The sequence below is a fragment of the Pseudomonas kurunegalensis genome (genome assembly GCF_030291635.1).
In the GTDB taxonomy this organism is placed as follows: Bacteria; Pseudomonadota; Gammaproteobacteria; order Pseudomonadales; family Pseudomonadaceae; genus Aquipseudomonas; species Aquipseudomonas monteilii.
The window spans coordinates 2,576,621-2,599,225 of the sequence record NZ_CP127871.1 but is presented as its reverse complement, the minus strand read 5'-3'; the positions used below and the strand labels follow the sequence as shown (position 1 = coordinate 2,599,225).

20 protein-coding genes are annotated in these 22,605 nt (G+C 62.7%); 14 read left to right on the top strand and 6 right to left on the bottom strand.

Annotated features, from left to right (window positions below):
• Window positions 1-164 precede the first annotated feature (164 nt).
• The 4 genes from QQ992_RS11625 (at window position 165) to QQ992_RS11610 (ending at window position 4,185) form a co-directional block, all read left to right on the top strand.
• The gene (locus QQ992_RS11625; RefSeq protein WP_286113459.1) at window positions 165-1,145 is read left to right on the top strand and encodes an aliphatic sulfonate ABC transporter substrate-binding protein; all 981 of its coding nucleotides are present in this window, start codon (window positions 165-167) and stop codon (window positions 1,143-1,145) included.
• Between the two features lie 14 nt (window positions 1,146-1,159).
• Window positions 1,160-2,551, top strand: a complete 1,392-nt coding sequence (locus tag QQ992_RS11620; protein WP_286113457.1) for an LLM class flavin-dependent oxidoreductase — start codon at window positions 1,160-1,162, stop codon at window positions 2,549-2,551.
• Window positions 2,552-2,657: 106 nt separating this feature from the next.
• Window positions 2,658-3,494, top strand: coding sequence for a bifunctional allantoicase/(S)-ureidoglycine aminohydrolase (locus QQ992_RS11615; protein WP_286113451.1), 837 nt, complete (start codon window positions 2,658-2,660; stop codon window positions 3,492-3,494).
• Between the two features lie 91 nt (window positions 3,495-3,585).
• Window positions 3,586-4,185 (top strand): START domain-containing protein, encoded by a 600-nt coding sequence (locus QQ992_RS11610; RefSeq protein WP_286113450.1) that lies wholly within the window; start codon window positions 3,586-3,588, stop codon window positions 4,183-4,185.
• 26 nt (window positions 4,186-4,211) lie between these two features.
• Here QQ992_RS11610 and QQ992_RS11605 read toward each other — a convergent pair whose 3' ends face one another.
• On the bottom strand, window positions 4,212-4,394 hold the full coding sequence (locus tag QQ992_RS11605; protein ID WP_286113449.1) for a hypothetical protein: 183 nt from the start codon (window positions 4,392-4,394) through the stop codon (window positions 4,212-4,214).
• Window positions 4,395-4,641: 247 nt separating this feature from the next.
• On the opposite strand from QQ992_RS11605, the gene QQ992_RS11600 reads away from it, so the two are divergent.
• Complete coding sequence (locus tag QQ992_RS11600; protein ID WP_286113448.1) at window positions 4,642-5,577, top strand: LysR substrate-binding domain-containing protein; 936 nt, start codon at window positions 4,642-4,644, stop codon at window positions 5,575-5,577.
• A gap of 18 nt (window positions 5,578-5,595) precedes the next feature.
• On the opposite strand, the gene QQ992_RS11595 is transcribed toward QQ992_RS11600, so the two are convergent.
• Both QQ992_RS11595 and QQ992_RS11590 read right to left on the bottom strand, forming a co-directional pair.
• Complete coding sequence (locus QQ992_RS11595; protein ID WP_286113447.1) at window positions 5,596-7,014, bottom strand: amino acid permease; 1,419 nt, start codon at window positions 7,012-7,014, stop codon at window positions 5,596-5,598.
• A 342-nt stretch (window positions 7,015-7,356) separates the two neighbouring features.
• The gene (locus QQ992_RS11590) at window positions 7,357-7,779 is read right to left on the bottom strand and encodes an Lrp/AsnC family transcriptional regulator (RefSeq protein ID WP_012272037.1); all 423 of its coding nucleotides are present in this window, start codon (window positions 7,777-7,779) and stop codon (window positions 7,357-7,359) included.
• 184 nt (window positions 7,780-7,963) lie between these two features.
• Here QQ992_RS11590 and ocd point away from each other — a divergent pair, with 184 nt between their 5' ends.
• Both ocd and ctlX read left to right on the top strand, forming a co-directional pair.
• Entirely contained in the window at window positions 7,964-9,016 is a 1,053-nt protein-coding gene (gene ocd, locus QQ992_RS11585; protein ID WP_198749842.1) for an ornithine cyclodeaminase, read from the top strand.
• A 25-nt stretch (window positions 9,017-9,041) separates the two neighbouring features.
• On the top strand, window positions 9,042-9,989 hold the full coding sequence (gene ctlX / locus QQ992_RS11580; RefSeq protein ID WP_433963109.1) for a citrulline utilization hydrolase CtlX: 948 nt from the start codon (window positions 9,042-9,044) through the stop codon (window positions 9,987-9,989).
• Window positions 9,990-10,148: 159 nt separating this feature from the next.
• Here the strand turns inward: ctlX and QQ992_RS11575 are convergent, their stop codons facing one another.
• From QQ992_RS11575 to pobA, 3 genes are all read right to left on the bottom strand, one after another.
• Window positions 10,149-11,030, bottom strand: coding sequence for a LysR substrate-binding domain-containing protein (locus QQ992_RS11575; RefSeq protein ID WP_286113446.1), 882 nt, complete (start codon window positions 11,028-11,030; stop codon window positions 10,149-10,151).
• 44 nt (window positions 11,031-11,074) lie between these two features.
• Window positions 11,075-12,865 (bottom strand): gamma-glutamyltransferase, encoded by a 1,791-nt coding sequence (gene ggt / locus QQ992_RS11570; protein ID WP_286113445.1) that lies wholly within the window; start codon window positions 12,863-12,865, stop codon window positions 11,075-11,077.
• 61 nt (window positions 12,866-12,926) lie between these two features.
• The gene (pobA, locus tag QQ992_RS11565) at window positions 12,927-14,114 is read right to left on the bottom strand and encodes a 4-hydroxybenzoate 3-monooxygenase (RefSeq protein ID WP_027614940.1); all 1,188 of its coding nucleotides are present in this window, start codon (window positions 14,112-14,114) and stop codon (window positions 12,927-12,929) included.
• Window positions 14,115-14,286: 172 nt separating this feature from the next.
• On the opposite strand from pobA, the gene QQ992_RS11560 reads away from it, so the two are divergent.
• The 7 genes from QQ992_RS11560 to QQ992_RS11530 all read left to right on the top strand — a co-directional run bounded on the left by QQ992_RS11560 (window position 14,287) and on the right by QQ992_RS11530 (window position 22,605).
• Entirely contained in the window at window positions 14,287-15,165 is an 879-nt protein-coding gene (locus tag QQ992_RS11560) for a helix-turn-helix domain-containing protein (protein ID WP_286113444.1), read from the top strand.
• A gap of 72 nt (window positions 15,166-15,237) precedes the next feature.
• Window positions 15,238-15,636: a MerR family transcriptional regulator gene (locus QQ992_RS11555; protein WP_019099730.1), complete on the top strand. Its 399-nt coding sequence runs from the start codon at window positions 15,238-15,240 to the stop codon at window positions 15,634-15,636.
• 19 nt (window positions 15,637-15,655) lie between these two features.
• Window positions 15,656-16,555 (top strand): hydroxymethylglutaryl-CoA lyase, encoded by a 900-nt coding sequence (locus QQ992_RS11550; protein WP_016713900.1) that lies wholly within the window; start codon window positions 15,656-15,658, stop codon window positions 16,553-16,555.
• A 636-nt stretch (window positions 16,556-17,191) separates the two neighbouring features.
• On the top strand, window positions 17,192-17,431 hold the full coding sequence (locus QQ992_RS11545) for a DUF3203 family protein (protein ID WP_286113443.1): 240 nt from the start codon (window positions 17,192-17,194) through the stop codon (window positions 17,429-17,431).
• Between the two features lie 121 nt (window positions 17,432-17,552).
• Complete coding sequence (gene ccoG, locus QQ992_RS11540; protein ID WP_286113442.1) at window positions 17,553-18,956, top strand: cytochrome c oxidase accessory protein CcoG; 1,404 nt, start codon at window positions 17,553-17,555, stop codon at window positions 18,954-18,956.
• Window positions 18,957-19,006: 50 nt separating this feature from the next.
• Entirely contained in the window at window positions 19,007-20,416 is a 1,410-nt protein-coding gene (gene mapR, locus QQ992_RS11535) for a GntR family transcriptional regulator MpaR (RefSeq protein ID WP_016713897.1), read from the top strand.
• 122 nt (window positions 20,417-20,538) lie between these two features.
• Window positions 20,539-22,605, top strand: coding sequence for a hybrid sensor histidine kinase/response regulator (locus QQ992_RS11530; protein WP_286113441.1), 2,067 nt, complete (start codon window positions 20,539-20,541; stop codon window positions 22,603-22,605).

The window sequence follows — 22,605 nt, the reverse complement described above, 5'->3', positions numbered from 1 at the left end:
CAAGCGGATGTGAAAAAAATGTCGAAGGTTGCAGATCATTACAAAACAAATGGATATAAAAATAACAAAACAATCTAACAAACAGGAATATAAAAATTGAAAGCCGAACGCCACCTCCTTAGGCTGGGCACATCGTTTCCAAGCCAGTTTCAAGGAGCAACCTCATGCCAACCCGTGCCTTCTCCCCCCTGCGCCGCCTGTTGATCGGCGGCCTGCTGGCCAGTGTCGCCAGTGCCCTGCTGCCCTGGTCGCAAGCCGTTGCCGACGACGCCAAAACCCTGCGCATCGGCTACCAGAAATTCAACAGCATCAACATCCTCAAAGGCAGCGGAGCCCTGGAAAAGGCGCTGGCACCACAAGGTGTAACCGTAAGCTGGCACGAATTTGCCGCCGGGCCGCAGTTGCTCGAAGCCTTGAGCACGGGTGCCATCGACCTGGGCCATGCCGCCGATGCGCCGTCCGTGTTTGCCCAGGCCGCCGGCAAACCGGTGGTGTACCTGGCCGCCGAACAACCCTACCCACGCGGCATCGGCCTGGTGGTGCGCGAGCAGGACCACCTGGCCAGCGTGCAAGACCTGAAAGGCAAGCGCGTGGCCACCGGCCGCGGCTGGAACGCCCAGTACCTGCTGGCCGTAGCGCTGGAGCAAGCCGGCCTTACCTACAAGGACATTACCCCCGCCTACGTCAACAACGCCGCCGATGCCGTGGCTGCCCTGCAGTCCGGCAGTGTCCAGGCCGTCACCCTGTGGGACCCGTTCCTCGCCGCAGCAGAAAGCCAGCCTGGCCTGAAGAACCTGCGTGACGGCAGCGGCCTGTCCAACAACCGGACGTTCTACCTGTCCACCGCCAGCTATGCCGACCAGCACCGTGCACTGCTGAAAACCTTCTTCACCGAACTGGGCAAGGTCAGCCAGTGGGCCAACGCCAAGCCTGGCGAAGTTGCCGCACTGTTGGCCCCGCAACTGGGCATCAGCGCCAACGTGTTGGAGGTGGCCAGCGAGCGGCGTAACTACAACGCCGTGGCCATCACCCCGCAGATCGTTGCCGAACAACAGAAGCTGGCCGATACCTTCCAGGGCCTGGGCCTGATTCCACGCAAGCTGCAGGTGGCCGACGCGGTCTACCCGGCTTCCGTGTTGCCTTGAGCGGAGCACCCTCCATGCCCCGCCCGATCCGCTTCAACGCCTTCAGCATGAACGCCGCCAGCCACCAGTCCCCTGGCCTGTGGCGCCACCCGCGCAACACCAGCGTAGCGTTCAATCGCCTGAGCTACTGGACCGACCTCGCCCGCCTGCTGGAGCGCGGCCTGTTCGACGCACTGTTCATCGCCGATGTGCTGGGCATCTACGACGTCTACCAGGGCGGCCCCGAAGCGGCCCTGCGAGGCGGCGTGCAGGTGCCGGTCAATGATCCACTGCTGCTGGTGCCGGCCATGGCCGGGGTTACCGAGCACCTCGGTTTCGGCGTTACTTTTTCGCTGACCTATGAACACCCCTACCCCTTCGCCCGGCGCATGTCCACGCTCGACCACCTGAGCAATGGCCGGGTTGGCTGGAACATCGTCACCGGCTACCTCGACAGCGCCGCACGCAACCTCGGCCTGGCGCGCCAGCTGGGCCACGACCAGCGCTACGACCTTGCCGAAGAGTACCTGCAGGTGCTGTACAAGCTATGGGAAAAAAGCTGGGACGACGACGCCGTGCTGCTGGAACGTGACAGTGGGCGCTATATCGAACCTTCGCGGGTGCACCCTATCAACCATGTGGGCGAGCACTTCCAGGTGCCCGGCATGCACCTGTGCCAGCCCTCGCCACAACGCACACCGGTGCTGTTCCAGGCCGGTGCTTCGGCACGTGGCCAGCAGTTTGCCGCGCGGCATGCCGAATGCGTGTTCATCAGCGGCCCGACGCCCACGGTATTGCGCCGCTACGCCGACGGCATCCGCCAGGCCAGCGGGGCCGCCGGGCGGGGGCGTGATGAAGTACTGATCTATGCGCAGGCGCTGTTGATCGTCGCCCCCACCCGGGAAGAAGCCGAGGCCCGTTTCGCCGAGTACCGTCGCTACGTCGACCTGGACGCTGCCCTGGCGCTGCTGTCGGGCTGGACCGGTATCGACTTTGCCGGCCTCGACCCCGACGCGCCGATCGAATATGTCGAAAACGATGCCGGTCGCGCCGCCCTGGCCGCGTTCACCGCCGCCGACCCCAACCGCCGCTGGACCGTGCGCGAGGCCGCCGAATTCGTTGGCCTGGGTGGTCGCGGGCCGGTGCTGGTCGGCTCAGCCAGCGAGGTCGCCGACCAGCTGGAAAACTGGCTGGACCAGACCGGCATCGATGGCTTCAACCTGACCTATGCCGTGCAGCCGGACGACCTGACCCATGTCGTCGATTTGCTGGTGCCCGAACTGCAACGCCGTGGCCGCTACCCTTCGCGCTACACCGAGGGCACCTTGCGCCACAAGCTGTTCGGCCAAGGCGACCAGCTGCCGGCACAGCACATCGGGCGTCAGGTTGACATTCAGCGATCAAATACCGGGTATTCCAACATTTAATTTGTGGATGCCACGCGCTCGACCCTATTCTGTCGCCACATCCCCTGCGCCGCACCGGCCGGTGCGGTTCACGGCATGGGGAGAGAACAACAAGTCGAGATCGTCCATGTCGAACCATTCGTACTTCGCCCCCCACGGTGGGCACCCGGCTCAAACCGAGCTGCTGACTGACCGTGCCATGTTCACCGAAGCCTATGCCGTCATTCCTAAAGGCGTGATGCGTGACATCGTCACCAGCCACCTGCCGTTCTGGGACAAGATGCGCATGTGGGTCATTGCCCGCCCGCTGACCGGTTTTGCCGAAACCTTCTCCCAGTACATCGTCGAACTGGCGCCGGAAGGCGGCAGCGAGCGCCCAGAGCTGGACCCGAACGCCGAAGCCGTGGTGTTCATCGTCGAAGGCGAGCTGGACATCACCGTCGAAGGCAAGCACCACACCCTGGTACCGGGCGGCTACGCCTTCCTGGCCCCGGGCGCCGAGTGGAGCCTGCGCAACAACAGCAAGTCCAACGTCACCTTCCACTGGCTGCGCAAGCACTACCAGAAGGTTGAAGGCCTGGACGTACCCGAGTCGTTCGTTACCCACCGCGACAACGCCACCGTCATCGAAATGCCGGGCACCGAAGGCCGCTGGGTCACCACCCGCTTCGTCGACATGGCCGACATGCGCCACGACATGCACGTGAACATCGTCACCTTCCAGCCAGGCGGCGTGATTCCGTTCGCTGAAACCCACGTGATGGAACACGGCCTGTACGTGCTGGAAGGCAAGGCGGTGTACCGCCTGAACCAGGACTGGGTCGAAGTGGAAGCCGGCGACTTCATGTGGCTGCGCGCCTTCTGCCCGCAAGCCTGCTATGCCGGCGGCCCAGGCAAGTTCAGCTACCTGCTGTACAAGGACGTGAACCGTCATGTGCATCTGACGCTGAACCCTAAGCGCTAAGCTCAGGCTGAATGCCCTAAGCCCGCCAATCTGGCGGGCTTTCTGTTTGCCGCGCATACTGAAACACCCATCCCCCCGCACGGTACCGGCCATGCCCCGCTGCCTGCTGCTTACCCTCCTGCTGCTCTGCACCCCTGCCCTGGCCGCCGATGCCTGGAACCTCGCCTACGACCGCGAGGGCATCCGCGTGTACCTCAGTGGCGTAGCTGACTCGCCTTACCAGCAATTTCGCGGCGTGAGCACCATGAAAGCCAGCGTGCGCACGCTCACCGACCTGCAGGAGAACCTGCGGGTGGCCTGCAAGTGGCTCTATGCCTGTGACCAGATGCGCCTGCTGGACGTGGACGGTGCTGATACCTGGGTGTACCTGACCACCAACCTGCCCTGGCCGACGATGCCACGGGACATTGTGTTGAAGGTGAGCAGCGAACGCCTGGATGACGGCACGCTGCTGCGGCACCTGAGCGCTGAGCCCGACAGGATTCCCAAGGTTGACGGGTTGATCCGGGTGCAGCGCCTGAGTGGTGAGTGGCGAATGAAACCGTTGGGTGAACGGTTGACTGAAGTGACGTACCAGTTGCAAGCCGACCCGGCCGGAGATGTGCCGGGCTGGCTCGCCAATCGGTTCGTGGTGGATGCGCCGGTGGTAACCCTCAGAACCCTGAGGGCTGTCGCCGAGCGTCAGCCTTGAGGGCTATCCACCAGACCGCCGGGGTATCAGTCAAAATCGAAATCCGGCTGGCAATCGCCGACCGGGGTCAAGTAGGTGCCTTCAGGGCAAGGGATTTCTGGCACGCCTATACTGTTGATGCCATGCTCGCTGGAAACGGCATCGTTGGCATGGGCGACCTGAACCAGGCCTGCGGCGGCCAGCAGTGTAATGAATGCTATTTTTTTCATATCGGTTTCCTGTAACAACGTTAAGGGACTTGCCCGAAAGATCCTATGCGCCACCCAACCCGGAGGGCTTTAGCCAATAGCCTCCAGATCACTGGGAAACCCACTGTTGCCGCGTGGGAAACATCAATGCAGCAGGCAGTGCCGTCGAGCGCTGATTGATCGCGCGCGGGCCCTATCGCCCTGAGTCAATTTCTGCCACTGTGCCCGCGCGGTGCGGACCAGCGCGTCGCGTTTGCCAGGACGTCGCATGAACACACAAGAAAACGGCAACACGCACAAAGGCTATCGGCGCATCATTCCGTCAATGACTGCGCTGCTCGAATTCGAGGCGGTAGCCCGCCACAACAGTTTCACCCTGGCCGCCCAGGAACTGGGGGTCACCCAGGCGGCGGTCAGCAAGCAGGTCAGGCAACTGGAAGAAAACCTCGGCAGCCAACTGTTCCAGCGCCTGCACCGCGGCATTCGCCTGACCAGTGAAGGCCAGGCGCTGTATGCGGTGATTTCCGATTCCATGCAAAAGATCGCGTCGGTGTTCGACCGCCTCAGCGAAGGCGACAGCGAGCAGGAGCTGGTGCTCAGCTCCACCGCAACCTTCTCCCAGTTACGCGTGATGCCGCGCCTGGGCAGCTTGCGCAGCGCCCTGCCCCAGGTACGCCTGCGCCTGGCCACGCAGATGTTTACCGGCGACCTGCGCAACCACGATGTCGACCTGCTGGTGCGGTTTGGCAATGGCCGCTGGGAAGACGGCAGCGCCCTGCACCTGTTCGATGAAGAGATTTTCCCGGTGTGCGCCCCGGCCTGGCTGGCGCGCAACCCGCAACCGGAGTCGCTGGAAGCGTTGTACCGTGCCGACCTGCTGGATGCCGATGCCACCACCGAAGGCTGGATGACCTGGCCCACGTGGTTCCGCGCGCTGGGTGGCAACCCGCCGAAGCTGCATTACAACCTGCGCTGCCAACTGTACACCGACACCATCCAGGGGGCCTTGCACGGGCATGGGGTGGCATTGGGCTGGGGGCGGATGCTCGACCACCTGCTGGCCTCCGGCGAGCTGGTGCGCCTGACCGACCTGGTGGTGCGACCGCGCGAGGCCTATTACCTGGTCGTGCCTCATGGGCGCACCACGACCCCGACCATCCTGGGGCTGGTGGACTGGCTGCGTGACAATCAGCCAGCCACCTGAACAAGCGCCCCCGAAACGCTAAGTGGCGCTAACGGTCTGTGGTGCAGCACAGGCCTTGGTCCTGCGCCGGTAAGCCAGCAACAGGCCCGCGTACCACAGCGGCATGATGTACAGCGCAGTACGGGTGTCCGGCTCCAGTGCCAGCAGGCACAACACGAAGATCAGGAACAGTTGCGACAGCGCGGCGGTGACCTTGCCACCCGGCAGTTTGAACGTCGATTGTGCATGCGCCTGCGGGTTTTGCCGACGGTAGGCGAAGTAGGACAGCAGGATCAGCGACCAGGTCACGATGATCATCACCGCAGAAATGGTCGACACCAGGGTAAACACCGTCATCACTTCCGGAATGACGAACAGCAGCGTCAGTGCAATCGCCATGCACACCCCCGAAAACACCAACGCACGCACCGGTGTGCCCGAGCCGGACAAGCGCCCGAACGCCACGGGCGCCTGCTGCTGGTGCGACAGGCCGTAGAGCATGCGCGAGCCGGAGTACACACCACTGTTGGCCGACGAGGCTGCAGAGGTCAGCACCACGAAGTTGATGATGCCAGCGGCAGCGGGCAACCCGCCCAACAGGAACAACTCGACGAACGGGCTGCGGTTGGCCGGAACATTGACCCAGGAAATGACACTGATGATGCACACCAGCGAACAGATATAGAACAGCAGGATGCGCACAGGGATGGTGTTGATGGCCTTGGGCAAGGTCTTTTCCGGGTCTTTCGCCTCTGCCGCTGCGGTGCCGATCAGTTCAGTGCCGACAAAGGAGAAGATCGCGATCTGGAACCCGGCGAGGAAGCCGAGGATGCCATGCGGCATGACCACGCCCGGCGCCACCAGGTGGCTGAACGAGGCGGTGACCCCGGTCGGCGAAGTGTAGGACGTGGCGATCATGACCAGGCCGGCCACAACCAGCAGCACGATGGCCACAATCTTGATAAGACCGAACCAGAACTCCACCTCGCCAAACGCCTTCACCGCCAGCATGTTCAGCCCCAGCAGCAGGAACATGGTGGCGAACGCCGGTAGCCAAGTGGGCACGTCCGGGTACCAGTACTGCACGAACCCTGCCACGACCACCACATCGCCCACCGCCGCCACCACCCAGCTGAGCCAGTACGACCAGCTGAGGATGTAGCCGGCCTTTGGCCCCAGGTAGTTGTGCACCAGGTCGGCGAACGACTCCATCTGCAGGTTGGCCAGCAGCATTTCGCCCATGGCCCGCATGATGCAGAAGACGAAAAAGCCGATGATGGCGTACACCAGAATGATCGAAGTGCCGGACAGCGCAATGATTTTGCCCGAGCCCATGAACAACCCGGTACCAATTGCGCCACTGATAGAAATAAGCTGTATGTGCCGGTTTTCCAGCCGTCGCTTGAGCACTCGGCCTTCTTCCGGCGCGGTGCTTTGCGCGTTGCACGTTTGATGCATAGTCAACCTCTTATTCTTTTTTTGTAAAACTTCCACGCCCCGCAGCGCACCAACAAGTTGGTACCAAGGTGCAGGTTTCATGTCATTTAAATGATGAGAGCGCAGGCAATAACAAAAAATTAAACTAACGCCCGATGCAACTTCGCAGCGGACTTTCTTATTGTTTAAACGCACCGTCAGAACGTGCGCCTGAAACCGTCCCGCGAAAGCCGTTTCATTCTGCCAGCGGCCCAGGTCAAGCGGAACGCTACAGAATGCACACCGGCCAAGGGTTTTTTTGCAGTGTGAAAAGCCCAGGTGACAGTTTGCGCAATGCGCCTGTCAAAAGGCCTGACCCAGCGGTCACATCTTGTAGGTCGAGAGCAGGATGCTGGTCTCGGTATTCTCGATGTGCGGGATCGACCGAATGGTGTTCAGCGCCCGGTCGAAGGCTTCGAGGGTGTCGGCGCGCAGCTCTGCCATCAGGTCCCAGCGGCCATTGGTGGTATGGATGGCCACCACGTTGGGATGCCCGCGCAGCGCGTGCTTGACCTCTGCGGCGTGGTGGCCGCTGATGCCGATGCTGGTGATTGCCCGCACGCCCTGCTCCAGCGCGTCGGAGCGCAGGCGTACCGTGTAGCCAATGATCACGCCCTGCTCTTCGAGCCGGGTAATGCGGTTTTGCACGGTTGCCCTGGCCACCTTGAGCTTCTTCGCCAGGGTCAACACAGGGGTACGTGCATTGTCCCGCAACAGCGCAATCAGTTCCCGATCGATCGTATCCATAACGCCTGCCAAATAATCAGATTGCTACTTTGGGGTGGCAGATTGTCTAGAAAGTTGATGAAACTGGCAACCTGCATTCTTCCGATTGACGCAACCTTTCATCAAAATGTTCATGCCACTTCAACAATCTTAAGCGTGCCGCCTGCCGTGACCGGGCGACCGCGCAATAACAAGGTGCAAGAGCATGACGTATTTCATTGATGTTCCAACCATGTCGGACTTGGTACATGACATTGGCGTAGCGCCGTTCATAGGCGAACTGGCTGAGGCCCTGCGTGAAGACTTCAAACGCTGGCAGGAGTTTGACAAGTCTGCGCGTGTTGCCAGCCATTCGGAAGTGGGTGTTATCGAATTGATGCCGGTTGCCGACAACAGCCGCTATGCCTTCAAATACGTTAACGGCCACCCGGCCAATACTGCCCGTGACCTGCATACGGTAATGGCCTTCGGCGTGCTGGCCGATGTCGACACCGGTTACCCGGTGCTGCTGTCCGAGCTGACCATCGCCACCGCCTTGCGCACCGCCGCCACCTCGTTGATGGCCGCGCAGGCACTGGCTCGGCCGAACGCGCGCAAGATGGCGCTGATCGGCAACGGCGCACAAAGCGAATTCCAGGCGCTGGCCTTCCATAAGCACCTGGGCATCGAAGAAATCGTTGCGTACGACACCGACCCGCTGGCCACCGCCAAGCTGATTGCCAACCTCAAGGAATACAGCGGCCTCACGATCCGCCGGGCCGGCTCGGTAGCCGAAGCCGTGAAAGGCGCGGATATCATCACCACTGTGACCGCCGACAAGGCCTACGCCACCATCATCACCCCCGACATGCTCGAACCCGGCATGCACCTGAATGCCGTGGGCGGCGACTGCCCGGGCAAGACCGAGCTGCACGCTGATGTACTGCGCAAGGCCCGCGTGTTCGTCGAATACGAACCACAAACCCGTATTGAAGGCGACATCCAGCAACTGCCGGCGGACTTCCCTGTCGTCGACCTGTGGCGTGTACTGCGCGGCGAAACCGAGGGGCGCCAGAGCGACAGCCAGGTCACCGTGTTCGATTCGGTGGGCTTCGCCCTGGAAGACTACACCGTACTACGGTACGTACTACAGCAAGCCGAAAAACGCGGCATGGGCTCGAAGATCGACCTGGTGCCATGGGTGGAAGACGACCCGAAAGACCTGTTCAGCCACACCCGTGGCCGCGCTGCCAAAAACCGCATCCGACGCGTTGCCTAACCCAGCTCTTACCCGGTATTTCCACATGGCATTTCCAACGCGTTCGATTCAAGCCCCGGCAGCAGTGGTCATGGTCAGGCCACATGCGTTCACCCCCAACCCGGAAACCGCAGCCGACAACTCGTTCCAGCGCAGCAGCCCCGACATCGCGGCGCAGGCCCTGGCCGATGTGGCACGCGATGAAGTCACCCAGGCCGCTGGCAGGCTGGAGGCCGAAGGTGTGCGCGTGCACCTGTTCGACGACTTTGGCGAGCACAACACCCCGGACTCGGTATTCCCCAACAACTGGTTCTCCACCCACCCCGGGGGGCATATCGCGATTTACTCGATGTACTCACGCAACCGCCGCCGCGAACGGCGCGCGGATGTGATCGAGATGCTCAAGCATGAGTACCGGGTGCAGGATGTCATCGACTATTCCGGGCTGGAGCAAGACGAGCTGTTCCTTGAAGGGACTGGCGCCATGGTGTTCGACCACCTGTCACGGGTGGCCTACACCGCGCGCTCCAACCGCGCCGATCCGATTGCCCTTGAGCGCTTCAGCACGCATTTCAACTTCGAGCCGATGGTGTTCGACACCGCCGACGAGCAAGGCACGCCGATTTACCACACCAACGTGCTGATGTGCGTGGCGACCGAGTTCGCGTTGGTGGGCTTTGACACCTTCACCAACAAGGCGCGGGCTGAGGAAGTGCGGATGCGGCTGGTCGAATCCGGTCGCGACGTGATTGACCTGAGCAACCAGCAGATCAGTCAGTTTGCCGGTAACGCCATCGAGCTGTCCGGGCGTGACGGGCGTATTCTGGCGCTATCACGCAAGGCCTTCGACAGCCTGACCGATGAGCAGCGCCAGCGCATCGAGCGCTCGGCACGGCTGGTGCCGCTGGATGTGCCCACCATCGAGATGGCCGGTGGCTCGGTGCGCTGCATGATTGCGGGTATTCACCTGTCGCCGAGAATGGCTGCGGCCTGACCACTGACGCGGTCGGTGTAGGAGCGGCCTTGTGTCGCGATCGGGCCGCAAAGCGGCCCCAGCGTTCTAGGCGACGAAGCTGAAATTCTGGGGCTGCTCCGCAGCCCGATCGCGACACAAGGCCGCTCCTACAAAGACCGCGCCATGTCGTCAGGCACGCTATATCCCACCGCCCGCCAGCAACTGTGTCATCACCTCGGCCAACGCCTTGACCATCACATCCGCCGTCGGCCGATGCACGATGACGATTTCATAGCTGTCGACCTCCGGCAGCCCCTGCCCCGCCCCCAGCACCCGATGCTCGCCAGTGGCCGCCCTTGGCGGTAGCAGGCTGACGCCCATGCCATCGGCCACTGCCGCCTGGATACCACTGAGACTGGAGCTGGTGAAACTGATGCGCCAGCGCCGCCCCATGCCTTCGATGGCGTTGATCATGTCTTCGCGGTACAGCCCCCGCGGCGGGAAGGTCACCAACGGGATCGGGTCCAGCTCGAAGGCGGGGGTACACGCACTGTCGATCCATTGCAGGCGCTCGGGCCAGCAGGCCACGCCCTCGCGGGTGTTGCGCCGCTGCTTGAGCAACACCAGGTCGAGCTCACCGTTGTCGTAGGCCTGGCTGAGGTCGCGGCACAGACCACTGGTCACTTCCAGCTTCACCTGCGGGTGCAGGCGGCTGAAGGCCGACAGCGCATTGGTGGTGCGCCCGCCAACGAAATCCTCGGGCACACCAAGGCGCACGGTAGTGCCCACCATCGCCCCGGCCAGGGCTTCGAGCATCTGGTCGTTCAAGGCCAGCATGTGCCGGGCGTAGCCGAGCAAAGTTTGCCCGGCATCGGTGGGCAGCACATCGCGGTTGCCCCGCACCAGCAAACGGTGGCCAACCATGTCTTCCAGGCGGCGTACCTTCTGGCTGATGGTCGACTGTGTCGAGTGCAGCCGAGCGGCAGCGGTGGTGAAGCTGCCGCAATCGGCCACCACCACAATCGCGCGTAGCAGGTCGAGGTCGAACAGCGCCCTATTCGATTTAACGCTAATGGACATCTAGGTATTCAACGACTGAATGGCAAGACTGCGTTCTATCACGGCTAGTCGCCAAGGGCCACACCTTCACGCCGCGGGTCGGCCCCGCCCGACCAACCCTCGCCACTGCGCTGGATAATCTGCATGCCGCTGGTCATGGTCATGGGCGTCACTTCGTGCCCCCAGGCTGCCAACTGCCGGATCAGCGCCGGGCTGCTCAGCCCCGCTTCCACCTCGGTGCCGGCATTGCGGCTGCCGAAGTTGGGCAAGCCTGCGGCCTGTTGCGGGTCGAGCTGCCAATCCAGCAAGCCAACCAACGCCTTGTTCACATAGCCGATGATCTGGGAGCCGCCCGGTGAACCCAGGCTGGCCACCAGATCGCCCGAGGCTCGCGAGAACACCAGCGTTGGCGCCATGGCCGACAGCGGCCGCTTGCCCGGCTGTACCCGGTTGGCCACGGGTTTGCCGTGCTCCTGCGCAATGAACGAGAAGTCAGTGAGGTGGTTGTTGAGCAGGAAGCCCTTGACCATCAGGTGCGAGCCGAACGCCGCCTCCACCGAGGTGGTCATGGCCAGGGCCTGGCCGCTGTCATCCACCGCGCTGAGGTGCGAGGTGGAAATGCGCAATGGCGAGCGATCCGGGGCCAGGGCCAAGTCGGCGCCCAGGGGTTGGCCCGGGCGGGCGCGCTTCATGCTGTGCTCGCCAATTTGCGCTGCACGGCTGGCCAGGTAGTTGGCGTCGGTCAGGGCCTTGACCCGGACCGGCACGTAATCGCTGTCGGCCAGGTACTGTGCGCGGTCGGCATAGGCCAAACGCTCAGCCTCGGCGATCAGGTGCACGGCCAGTGGTGGTGCCTCCAGGCCAGCCGGGGATGCATTCGCAAGCGGGCGCAACGCTGCCAGATCGCGCTGCGGCGTGGCGCGCTGTACGGCTTCGAGAATGCCCAGGGTCTGCAACACCGTCACCCCGCCCGAAGACGGCGGCGGCATGCCGCAGATGCGCCAGGCCTTATAGGGGCCGCACACGGGCTCGCGCTCTTTGGCCTGGTACTGCTGCAAGTCCTGCAACGAGAGGTAACCGGCATTGGCATGGCTGCGCACCTTGGCCACGATGGCTTCGGCGATCTCGCCGGTATAGAACGCGTCAGGGCCTTGCGCGGCAATCTGATCGAAGGCCTGCGCAAGCTCGGGGTTGCGCAGGATCGTTCCCACGGCCAGCGGCCTGCCCTGCTCATCCAGGAAGTAGCGGGCCATGGCCGGTGACCGGGCAATGAACGGGTCAGCGGACACCAAGGTGTGAAGGCGCTCGGACACCGGGAAACCGTTGCGTGCCAGCGCGATGGCCGGCGCGAACAGGTCGCGCCAGGGCAGCTTGCCGTGCTGATCGTGGGCCAGTTTCAAAGCACGCAAGACACCCGGCACGCCAACCGAGCGCCCTCCAATCTGCGCCGCCCTGAACGGCATCGGCGTACCATCGGCTTGCAGGAACAGCGTTTCCGTCACAGCCGCCGGCGCGGCCTCGCGGCCATCGAACGCCTGCACACGCTTGCCGTCCCAATAAAGGATGAATGCCCCGCCGCCAATACCGCTGGATTGCGGCTCGACCAAGGTCAGCACCATCTGCATCGCAATGGCCGCATCGATGGCGCTGCCACCGGCACGCAACATCGCCCGCCCCGCATCGCTGGCCAACGGGTTGGCTGCCGCAACCATATGGCGGCTGGCCTGCACGGGCTGCAAGCCTGTGCGGTAGCCAGAGGCCAGCTCGGGAGGTGCGGGCAGCACCTGATCGGCACAGGCCAGGCCACTGGCGGCTACCAGGCAGAGGGCGCTGATCAGGGGTGGGGAGAAATACATCGGCATGCTTCCTGCGAACTTCAAAAGCCCCGAAGATACCCTGTCGTCCCCCTGAAAAAAACTAAGCCACTTCCTCGAACGGCAAGCCCACGTAGTTCTCGGCAATGTTCACCAGCCCGGCTGGCGACGTCAGGAAGTACTCGCGGTCGGCCTCTTGCATCTTCTGGTCCCAGGCGTCCTTGTGGCTGCCGAAGTCGTGCAACAACTGGGTCATGAACCAGCTGAAGCGCTCGCCCTTCCACACCCGGCGCAGGGCCAGCGGGGAGTATTGCTGCAGCAGGTCGGTGCGCCCTTCGCGGTAAACCTTGACCAGAATGCGATACAGGTAATTCACGTCCGACGCTGCCAGGTTCAGGCCCTTGGCACCGGTAGGCGGGACGATGTGCGCGGCGTCACCCACCAGGAACAGGTGGCCATACTGCATAGGTTCGACCACCAGGCTGCGCAGCGGGGCGATGCTTTTTTCCAAAGCCGGGCCTGTGACCAGGTCAGCCGCTACGTCGGCGGGCAAGCGGGCTTTCAGCTCGTTCCAGAAGCGCTCGTCAGACCACGCTTCGACCCGGTCCTGCAAAGGTACCTGCAGGTAGTAGCGGCTACGTGTTTGCGAACGTTGGCTACACAACGCGAAACCACGCTCGTGGTGGGCATAGATCAACTCGTGATTGACCGGCGGCGTGTCCGAAAGCAGGCCCAGCCAGCCAAACGGATAGACCCGCTCGTACTGCTTCAACACACCTTCGGGAATGCTCTGGCGCGACACACCGTGGAAGCCGTCACACCCGGCGATGTAGTCGCAATCCACCCGGTGCAACTGGCCGTCCTTCTCAAACGTAAGGTAGGGCTTCTCGCCCTTCAGTTCATGCGGCTGGACATTGCTGGCGGAATAGATGATCGGCGCGCCACTGGCTTCGCGGGCCTGCATCAGGTCACGGGTGACTTCGGTCTGGCCGTATACCATGACGGTCTTGCCGCCGGTCAGGGCTTTCAGGTCCAGGCGTTGGCGGCGCCCGCCGACCAGCAACTCGACCCCTTCGTGCACCAGGCCCTCACGGTCCATGCGCTCGGCCACACCGGCTTCGCGCAGCAGGTCGACAGTGCCTTGCTCCAGCACCCCGGCGCGGATGCGGCCAAGTACGTATTCAGGCGTCTGGCGCTCGACGATGACGTTATCGATACCGGCCTTGTGCAGCAGTTGGCCCAGCAGCAGGCCAGACGGACCTGCACCAATAATTGCAACCTGAGTTTTCATTGTTGTTGTCTCTGTTCGGACGATGCCGGCCCTGGACTGGCAGTGGGGCGGCATCTGCTGTTAGGGTTTGCCCTTGCATTTTTAATGGCAAAAAGCACTGCTGACGTGTTCTATTCCATATAAAACCTGCACTTTTATAAAAAACGTTCGATTAACGGACAGGCTACCCCTGATGAAATCCACCCTCCCCGGCGTCCCGTTGTTCAAGCTGTATGGCGAAAACCAGGCCTGGCCCGGCACCGACCTGCTGCACTGCGAATCGATCCCAGCGCGCAGCCGCCTGCACCACTGGGAGATCAAGCCACACCAGCATGCCGAGCTGTTCCAGTTGCTGTATGTACAGCGCGGCCAGGCTCAGGTGGAGATCGAAGGGTTGCGCAGCGCCATCGGCGAAGCGGCGATCCAGGTGGTGCCGCCGATGACCGTGCATGGCTTTCGCTTCAGCGCCGATATCCAGGGCTATGTGCTCACCTTCGGCACCGCGCTGGTGGCGAACCTGGAACAGCGCCTGGGCATGCCGCTGGCGGTGCTGGCGCAACCTGCGTGCTACCCGCTTGGGCATGACCGTGTGCACCTGCGCAGCCTGATCGACACCTTGCAGCAGGAGTACCAGGGCAATGCCCCGGCGCGCGCGGCCATGCTCGAAGCGCTGGTGACCGCGCTGATGGTGTGGATCAACCGCCGCCAGCAACTGGGGCAGGCACCGCGCAACCGCGATGAACGCGACCGGCAGTTACTGGGGCAGTACCTGCGGCTGGTCGAGGCGCATTACCGTGAGCATCTGTCAGTAGAAGCTTTTGCCGCACGGCTGAGCGTTCCAAGCCTGCAACTGAACCAGCTGTGCAGGGCCTTGAGCGGGCAGACAGCGTTGCAGGTGGTGCACCAGCGGTTGCTGCTGGAGGCGCGGCGTAACCTGATTTATACGCGGATGAGTATCGGGCAGTTGTCGGATAGCCTGGGATTCACCGACCCGACGTACTTTGCCCGGTGGTTCAAGCGGTTGACTGGGAAGACGCCTAACGGGTACCGACGCGCAGCGCAGCCGGACTGATTGCGGCAGGCTGCTTGACGTAAACGTAAACCTGCCTTCAGGATACCCGCATACCCCACGCCGAGCCCCAGCATGAGCACCCAGACCTACAGCATCTCCGACCTGTCCCGCGAGCTGGACATCACCACCCGGGCCATCCGCTTCTATGAAGAACAGGGCCTGCTGAGCCCCGAACGCCGTGGCCTGGAGCGAATCTATTCGGCCCGCGACAAGGTCAGCCTCAAGCTCATCCTGCGCGGCAAGCGCATCGGCTTTTCACTGGCCGAGTGCCGCGAGCTGATCGAGTTGTACGACCCCACCAGCGGCAACCTCAAGCAGCTCAACAGCATGCTGGCGAAAATCGCCGAGCGCCGCGCCCAGCTGGAGCAGCAGATGCTCGACATCCACCAGATGCAACTGGAACTGGACACCGCCCAGGAGCGTTGCGAACAAGCCCTGGCCGCCACCCTGAACAACAAAGACAACCGCTGAACGCCACAGGAAAACCGCCATGTCCTTGCCCAAACACGTCCGCCTGGTCGAAGTCGGCCCCCGCGACGGCCTGCAGAACGAAGCCCAGCCCATCAGCGTTGCCGACAAGGTGCGCCTGGTCAACGACCTTACCGAAGCGGGCCTTGCCTATATAGAAGTGGGCAGCTTCGTCTCGCCCAAGTGGGTGCCGCAAATGGCCGGCTCTGCCGAGGTGTTCGCCGGTATCGACCAGCGCCCCGGTGTTACTTATGCAGCGCTGGCACCCAACCTGCGCGGTTTCGAGGATGCGCTGGCTGCCGGGGTGAAGGAAGTGGCGGTGTTCGCGGCCGCCTCCGAAGCGTTTTCGCAGCGCAACATCAACTGCTCGATCAGCGACAGCCTCAAGCGCTTCGAGCCGATCATGGAAGCTGCGCGCAACCACGGTGTACGCGTGCGCGGCTATGTCTCGTGCGTACTCGGCTGCCCCTATGAAGGCAAGGTCAGCGCCGAACAGGTGGCCCCGGTGGCCCGCGCACTGCACGACATGGGCTGCTATGAAGTATCGCTGGGTGACACCATCGGCACCGGCACTGCCGGCGATACCCGGCGCCTGTTCGAGGTAGTCTCTGCCCAGGTGCCGCGCGAGCAGCTGGCCGGGCACTTCCACGACACCTATGGCCAGGCCCTGGCCAACGTCTATGCCAGCCTGCTCGAAGGCATCAGCGTATTCGACAGCTCGGTGGCCGGGCTGGGTGGCTGCCCTTACGCCAAGGGGGCTACCGGCAACATCGCCAGCGAAGATGTGGTGTACCTGCTGCAAGGGCTGGGCATTGAAACCGGCATCGACCTCGACCGGCTGATCGCCGCCGGCCAGCGTATCAGTAGCGTGCTGGGCCGCGGCAATGGGTCGCGGGTAGCGCGGGCGCGCAGCGCGCAGTAAGTCATACGAGTGTCACACAGGTGTGGGCGAAGTGTTACCGCCCCCACATTTCACAGCAAAAAATCGGGTAACAGGGAAACAAATCGGCAGAATTTCAGGCCAAGCATTTTTGAAGGAAATCGCTAAGTTACTGATTTTAAAGGGCTTTCAAAAGTTGGCACGCACCCTGCTTTATCTCTGGTACAAGAACAATAAAAATGTGACACCCAATAAAAACAACAGGTAACGGCTCTGACATAACAAGAACAACACGGCAGAGGCGTAGCAAGCAGATTTTTTTGGAGTAGACACGCTTTTCAGGGGTACGCCCCGCGGTCTGGCACAGAACAATAAAACTACCTCAAGGTAGCGGCAGCCAGGTTCGGATCAGCCATGATGAAAGCAGGTCAGCGCTCAAAAAAATACGTTTGCTCTTGACCCCGCATGGGGGTCGCCCGCAACACCAGGACAGGCTGACAAAAACAACAAAAGGCCAGTCCCAATAATAAAAAAAGAGCAAGCAACAACGCTTTGAGGGGAGCTTCGGCTCCCCTCAGTGCTTCCCGCCCTCCTCCTTTCTTCTCCTTTCACCCCCCTGATGCAGCAACCCGCCTTGCATTGTGGTCCACCCTGTAACCCTACAAGGAGGACAACGCCATGCCCGTTGAAATCGACGAAACCACCCGCCGCTGCACCCTGATCGGCGAGAACCTGCGCATCAAGGGCGATGGCCCTGCTATCGAAATCGTCACCGACGAACACCTGCGCATGTCAGTGGCGCTGCTGGCCGGCCAGCGCGTCCCCATCACCGAAGCCGAGGCCGATGCGCTGACCGTAGCGGGTGCGGTGGATAGCCGCAGGCATCTGAAGGCCAGCGTGCCAGGCTCGGTAATTTAAGGCCTGGCGGTCGAAGCCGGGTAATCTGATATGGTTTTTATCGCAAAATCTGAGCCTGTGCTGATAACAGCCTCAGGGCCATAGTGCTCATGCCTGATCGAGGCCTGATGAGCACCGAGCCATGAACAATAGAATCCCTTTCACAGAGATCGCCCCCACCCCAGCCAGCCCCCGACCGCGACACACCGACAGCGGCATTCACACCCGCAGCTTCAGCGGGCTGTACCGCAACCTGCGCATCGGCTTTGCCGGTGCCCTGTTCGTGCTGTTCTTCGGCACCGCGTGGCTGAACTGGAACGGCCGCCAGGCCGTGTTGTGGGACCTGGCCAACAGCAAGTTCCACATCTTTGGCGCGACCTTCTGGCCACAGGACTTCATCCTGTTGTCAGCGCTGCTGATCATCTGCGCCTTCGGCCTGTTTGCCATCACCGTGTACGCCGGCCGCGTGTGGTGTGGCTACAGCTGCCCGCAGAGCACCTGGACGTGGCTGTTCATGTGGTGCGAAAAGGTCACCGAAGGTGACCGCAACCAGCGCATCAAGCTGGCCGCCGCGCCCTGGAGCCTAAACAAACTGGGGCGCCGCACCCTGAAACACAGCCTATGGCTGGTCATTGGCATCCTCACCGGGCTGACCTTCGTCGGCTATTTCACACCGATTCGTCCACTGGCCGCAGAACTGTTTACCTTGCAGCTGGGCGGCGTGGCGCTGTTCTGGGTGCTGTTCTTTACCGCCGCCACTTACATCAATGCCGGCCTGCTGCGTGAAGCGGTGTGCCTGCACATGTGCCCGTATGCCCGCTTCCAGAGTGTGATGTTCGACAAAGACACCCTGGCCGTCGCCTATGACCCACGGCGCGGTGAGGCCCGTGGCCCGCGCAAGAAGGGCAGCGACGTCCAGGCCCAGGGCCTGGGCGACTGCATCGACTGCACGCTGTGTGTGCAGGTGTGCCCCACCGGCATCGATATCCGCGATGGCCTGCAAATGGCCTGCATCGGTTGCGCAGCGTGCATCGACGCCTGCGACGGGGTGATGGACAAGATGGGTTACGCTCGCGGGCTGATTGGCTACAAGTCCGAACACAGCCTGCAGGGCGGTACGACTCACTGGCTGCGCCCACGCCTGCTCGGCTATGCCGCTGCGCTGGTGGTGATGATCGCGGCGCTGGTGGTGGCCTTGCAACTGCGCCCGATGGTGTCGCTGGACGTGATCAAGGACCGTGGCCTGTTCCGTGAAAATGCCCAAGGCCAGATCGAGAACATCTACCTGCTCAAGGTCATCAACAAGACCGAGCGCACCCAGCACTATGCGTTGCGCCTGCTGGACGCCGACGGTTTCACCTTGCAGGGCAACACGGCGTTGGTCATCCCGGCGGGCGAAATGAGTGAACTGCCGGTGTCGGTAGCGATGCTCGCCGAGCGCCCGACCAGCAGCTCGCAAACACTCAGCTTCGAAATCAGCGAGCGTGACGACCCCGCCATCCGCAGCGTGGCCCACAGCCGCTTCGTCGCCCCCATGAACCGTTGATCCCTTACACTGACGCCACCTTGCCTGCCAGGCTTCGACAGAAGGCCAGAATGAAACGCTACGAACGCTTTGCCGACGACATTGCCGAACTGATCCGCTCCGGGGTACTGGGCCCCGGCCAGCGCGTGCCCTCGGTGCGCTACGCCAGCCAGACCCACGGGGTCAGCCCTTCTACCGTTTTCCAGGCCTATTACCTGCTGGAGCGGCGCGGGCTGATCCGCGCCCGGCCGCGCTCGGGGTATTTTGTCAACGCCCACGCCCCGCGCCAGTTCAGCGAACCTCAGGCGCTGCAGCCGGTCAGCGAGTCTACCGATGTCGACGTCAGCGCCTTGGTGTTTTCGATCCTCGACTCGATCAAGGACCCCAACACCATACCGTTCGGCTCGGCCTTCCCCAGCCCCGAACTGTTCCCGCTGCAACGCCTGTCGCGTTCGCTGGCCAGCGCCAGCCGCAGCATGGACCCGCGCATGGTGGTCACCGACCTGTCGCCCGGCAACCCGCAACTGCGCCGGCAGATTGCCCTGCGTTACATGGTTGGCGGGCTGATGCTGCCCATGGAAGAACTGCTGATCACCAATGGCGCACTGGAGGCCCTGAACCTGTGCCTGCAGGCAGTGACCCAGCCCGGCGACCTGGTAGCCATCGAGGCCCCGGCTTTTTATGCCTGCCTGCAGGTACTGGAGCGGCTCAAGCTCAAGGCGGTGGAAATCCCGGTGCACCCGCGCGAAGGCATGGACCTGGGCGTGCTGGCACAAACCCTGGAGAAGCACCCGGTCAAGGCCGTGTGGTGCATGACCAACTTCCAGAACCCGGTGGGCGCCAGCATGCCGGAAGCCAAGAAGCAGGCCCTGGTGGAGTTGCTGGCGCGCCATGAAGTGCCGTTGATCGAAGACGACGTGTACGCCGAGCTGTATTACTCGCAACAGGCGCCCAAACCGGCCAAGGCCTTCGACACCCAGGGCCTGGTCATGCACTGCGGCTCGTTCGCCAAAAGCCTGGCACCGGGCTACCGTATCGGCTGGGTCGCTGCCGGACGCTTTGCGCAGAAGATCGAGCGGCTGAAACTGATGACCTCGCTGTGTGCCTCGATGCCGGCCCAGGCGGCAATTGCCGACTACCTGCAGCACGGCGGTTACGACCGCCACCTGCGCAAGCTGCGTTACGCACTGGAAGGCCAGCAGGCCAACATGCTGGCGGCCATCGCTCGCCACTTCCCGGCGCAGACGCGGGTCAGCCAGCCTTCCGGTGGCTACTTCCTGTGGCTGGAACTGCCCGAACAAATGGACGCCCTCAAGCTGTTCCATATGGCCCTGGCGCAAGGCATCAGCATCGCCCCCGGGCCGATCTTCTCGCCCACCCGGCGCTTCGGCAATTGCATCCGCCTGAACTACGGAAGCCCCTGGCATGACGGCGCCGAACGGGCCATGGAAACCCTCGGGCGGATCATCCGCTCCTTCTGACCATCGAACGCCCGGCGGCCGAACCACAGCTACCGGGCATCGCCCGCCAACTGTGCGGACCCGCTATTCGCGTGCTGGTGAACACGCTAAAGTCAGAGCCTCCCCTTTTGTCGGACGTCGGCATGCCCTCCCGCGACCTGCGCTCACTGCACCAACAAGTCGAAGCCCTCCAGCGGCAAAACGCGCAACTGGCGTCACAGCTTGCCAGCCTCCAGGACCATGATCAGAACTTCTACCGTTCGTTGTTCGACACCATGGACGAAGGCTTCTGCATCATCGAGTTTTTCGACGGCCCGCACGGCCCGCTCAGTGACTACGTGCATGTACTGGCCAACGCGGCCTACGCCAAGCACGCCGGCATCCCCAACGTGGTCGGGCAGAAGCTGCGCGAGATGGTGCCCGATGAAGCCGATGACTGGGTAGCCCGCTATGGCGAGGTGCTGCGTACTGGCGAGCCCCTGCATTTCGAGCAGGAACTGGTCGCCACCGGCCACGTGCTGTCTGTTACCACCTTCCGCGTGGAACCTGCCGAGAAACGCCAGGTCGCGGTGTTGTTCAAGGACGTTACCGAACGCCGTCGGGCAGAGCAGGCCCTGCAACGCCTGAACGAAGAACTGGAGCAACGGGTAAGCGCTGCACTGGCAGAACGACGGCTGTTCGCGGAGCTGGTCGACCACAGCGTGGTCAATGTGCATGTGGTCGACAAAGGCATGCGTTGGCTGGCCATCAATCGCCAGGCGAAGCATGACTTTCAACGGCTGTTCGGGCGTACGCCTGAAATTGGCGACTACTTGCCAGACCTGATCGACGATGAGCCAAATGTTCGGACATTGAGCTTGGCCATGTGGCAGCGAGCCTTGGCGGGCGAGCAATTCGTCGAGATCGGTACATTCGGCAAGGCGCCCGAGCAGTACCATTACGAACTGCGCTTCAATGCCTTGCGCGACCATGATGGCGAAATACAAGGCGCTTTTCTGTTCGCTTATGACATCAGCGAGCGCGTACAGGAGCAGGAGCGCCTGGCCAAAGCCGAGGAGGCCCTGCGCCAGGCGCAGAAGATGGAAGCCGTGGGCCAGCTCAGTGGTGGCATCGCCCACGACTTCAACAACCTGCTCGGCGGTATTCTGGGCGCGCAAGAGCTGATGCGCCAACGCCTGGACCAGTCACGCTTCGACGCCCTCGAGCCCTTGCTGGAGCTCTCCAGCGGCTCGGCTCAACGGGCCTCTTCGCTGGTGCACCGCCTGCTGGCCTTCTCACGCCAGCAGACCCTGCAGCCCTGCTCCGCGCAAATGGCAACGTTGGTGGCTGGCATGGAAGAGCTGTTGCGCCGCACCATTGGCCCGGCCATCACCCTGAGCAGCCGCTTTGCCAGCGAGCTGTGGCCTACGTTCATCGACCCGCCACAACTGGAAAGCGCCCTGCTCAACGTGTGCATCAACGCGCGCGACGCCATGCCAGGGGGCGGCGTCATCGATATCGTCGGCGACAACCTGGTGCTTGATGAGGTACAGGCCCAGGCCCTGGAACTGCCAGCCGGCGAATACGTGCGGCTGAGCATCATCGACAACGGCAATGGCATGTCAGCGGAGGTGGCCAAGCGCGCCGTAGACCCCTTCTTCACCACCAAGCCCATGGGCCAGGGCACTGGCCTGGGTTTGTCGATGACCTACGGTTTCGTGCGCCAATCGGGTGGGCAACTGCGCGTACTTTCGACGCTGGGTGAAGGCACGCGCATCGAGCTGCTTTTGCCCCGCCACTACGAGCAACCCAAGCCGCCTGCCCCCACACCACAGCGCAAGGTACTGGAAAAAGGCAGTGCAGTGGCGCGGCGTATCCTGTTGATCGAAGACCAGACGGCCTTGCGCCTGGTGGTTTGCGAAGTGCTGGAAGAGCTGGGTTACCGGGTTGATGCATTCGAGGACGGCCCCAGTGCTTTGGCCTACCTGCAAAACGGCGAACGGCCAGACCTGCTACTGAGCGATATCGGCTTGCCCGGCGGCCTGAATGGCCGCCAGGTAGCTGAGCGCTGCCGCGAACGCTACCCGGACCTCAAGGTGCTGTTCATCACCGGCTACGATGAAAGCGCGGCACTCATTGACGGCCAGCTGCTACAAGGCACGCTGGTACTAACCAAGCCGTTTGAACTGGAGGCACTGGCCGAGCGGGTGAGTACCCTGCTTGAGGGCTGA

Excerpts from the sequence above, each read along its gene's own strand:
- QQ992_RS11625 (WP_286113459.1), top strand. The coding sequence starts at position 165 with ATGCCAACCCGTGCCTTCTCCCCCCTGCGCCGCCTGTTGATCGGCGGC.
- QQ992_RS11620 (WP_286113457.1), top strand. The coding sequence starts at position 1,160 with ATGCCCCGCCCGATCCGCTTCAACGCCTTCAGCATGAACGCCGCCAGC.
- QQ992_RS11615 (WP_286113451.1), top strand. The coding sequence starts at position 2,658 with ATGTCGAACCATTCGTACTTCGCCCCCCACGGTGGGCACCCGGCTCAA.
- QQ992_RS11610 (WP_286113450.1), top strand. The coding sequence starts at position 3,586 with ATGCCCCGCTGCCTGCTGCTTACCCTCCTGCTGCTCTGCACCCCTGCC.
- QQ992_RS11605 (WP_286113449.1), bottom strand. The coding sequence starts at position 4,394 with ATGAAAAAAATAGCATTCATTACACTGCTGGCCGCCGCAGGCCTGGTT.
- QQ992_RS11600 (WP_286113448.1), top strand. The coding sequence starts at position 4,642 with ATGAACACACAAGAAAACGGCAACACGCACAAAGGCTATCGGCGCATC.
- QQ992_RS11595 (WP_286113447.1), bottom strand. The coding sequence starts at position 7,014 with ATGCATCAAACGTGCAACGCGCAAAGCACCGCGCCGGAAGAAGGCCGA.
- QQ992_RS11590 (WP_012272037.1), bottom strand. The coding sequence starts at position 7,779 with ATGGATACGATCGATCGGGAACTGATTGCGCTGTTGCGGGACAATGCA.
- ocd (WP_198749842.1), top strand. The coding sequence starts at position 7,964 with ATGACGTATTTCATTGATGTTCCAACCATGTCGGACTTGGTACATGAC.
- ctlX (WP_433963109.1), top strand. The coding sequence starts at position 9,042 with ATGGCATTTCCAACGCGTTCGATTCAAGCCCCGGCAGCAGTGGTCATG.
- QQ992_RS11575 (WP_286113446.1), bottom strand. The coding sequence starts at position 11,030 with ATGTCCATTAGCGTTAAATCGAATAGGGCGCTGTTCGACCTCGACCTG.
- ggt (WP_286113445.1), bottom strand. The coding sequence starts at position 12,865 with ATGTATTTCTCCCCACCCCTGATCAGCGCCCTCTGCCTGGTAGCCGCC.
- pobA (WP_027614940.1), bottom strand. The coding sequence starts at position 14,114 with ATGAAAACTCAGGTTGCAATTATTGGTGCAGGTCCGTCTGGCCTGCTG.
- QQ992_RS11560 (WP_286113444.1), top strand. The coding sequence starts at position 14,287 with ATGAAATCCACCCTCCCCGGCGTCCCGTTGTTCAAGCTGTATGGCGAA.
- QQ992_RS11555 (WP_019099730.1), top strand. The coding sequence starts at position 15,238 with ATGAGCACCCAGACCTACAGCATCTCCGACCTGTCCCGCGAGCTGGAC.
- QQ992_RS11550 (WP_016713900.1), top strand. The coding sequence starts at position 15,656 with ATGTCCTTGCCCAAACACGTCCGCCTGGTCGAAGTCGGCCCCCGCGAC.
- QQ992_RS11545 (WP_286113443.1), top strand. The coding sequence starts at position 17,192 with ATGCCCGTTGAAATCGACGAAACCACCCGCCGCTGCACCCTGATCGGC.
- ccoG (WP_286113442.1), top strand. The coding sequence starts at position 17,553 with ATGAACAATAGAATCCCTTTCACAGAGATCGCCCCCACCCCAGCCAGC.
- mapR (WP_016713897.1), top strand. The coding sequence starts at position 19,007 with ATGAAACGCTACGAACGCTTTGCCGACGACATTGCCGAACTGATCCGC.
- QQ992_RS11530 (WP_286113441.1), top strand. The coding sequence starts at position 20,539 with ATGCCCTCCCGCGACCTGCGCTCACTGCACCAACAAGTCGAAGCCCTC.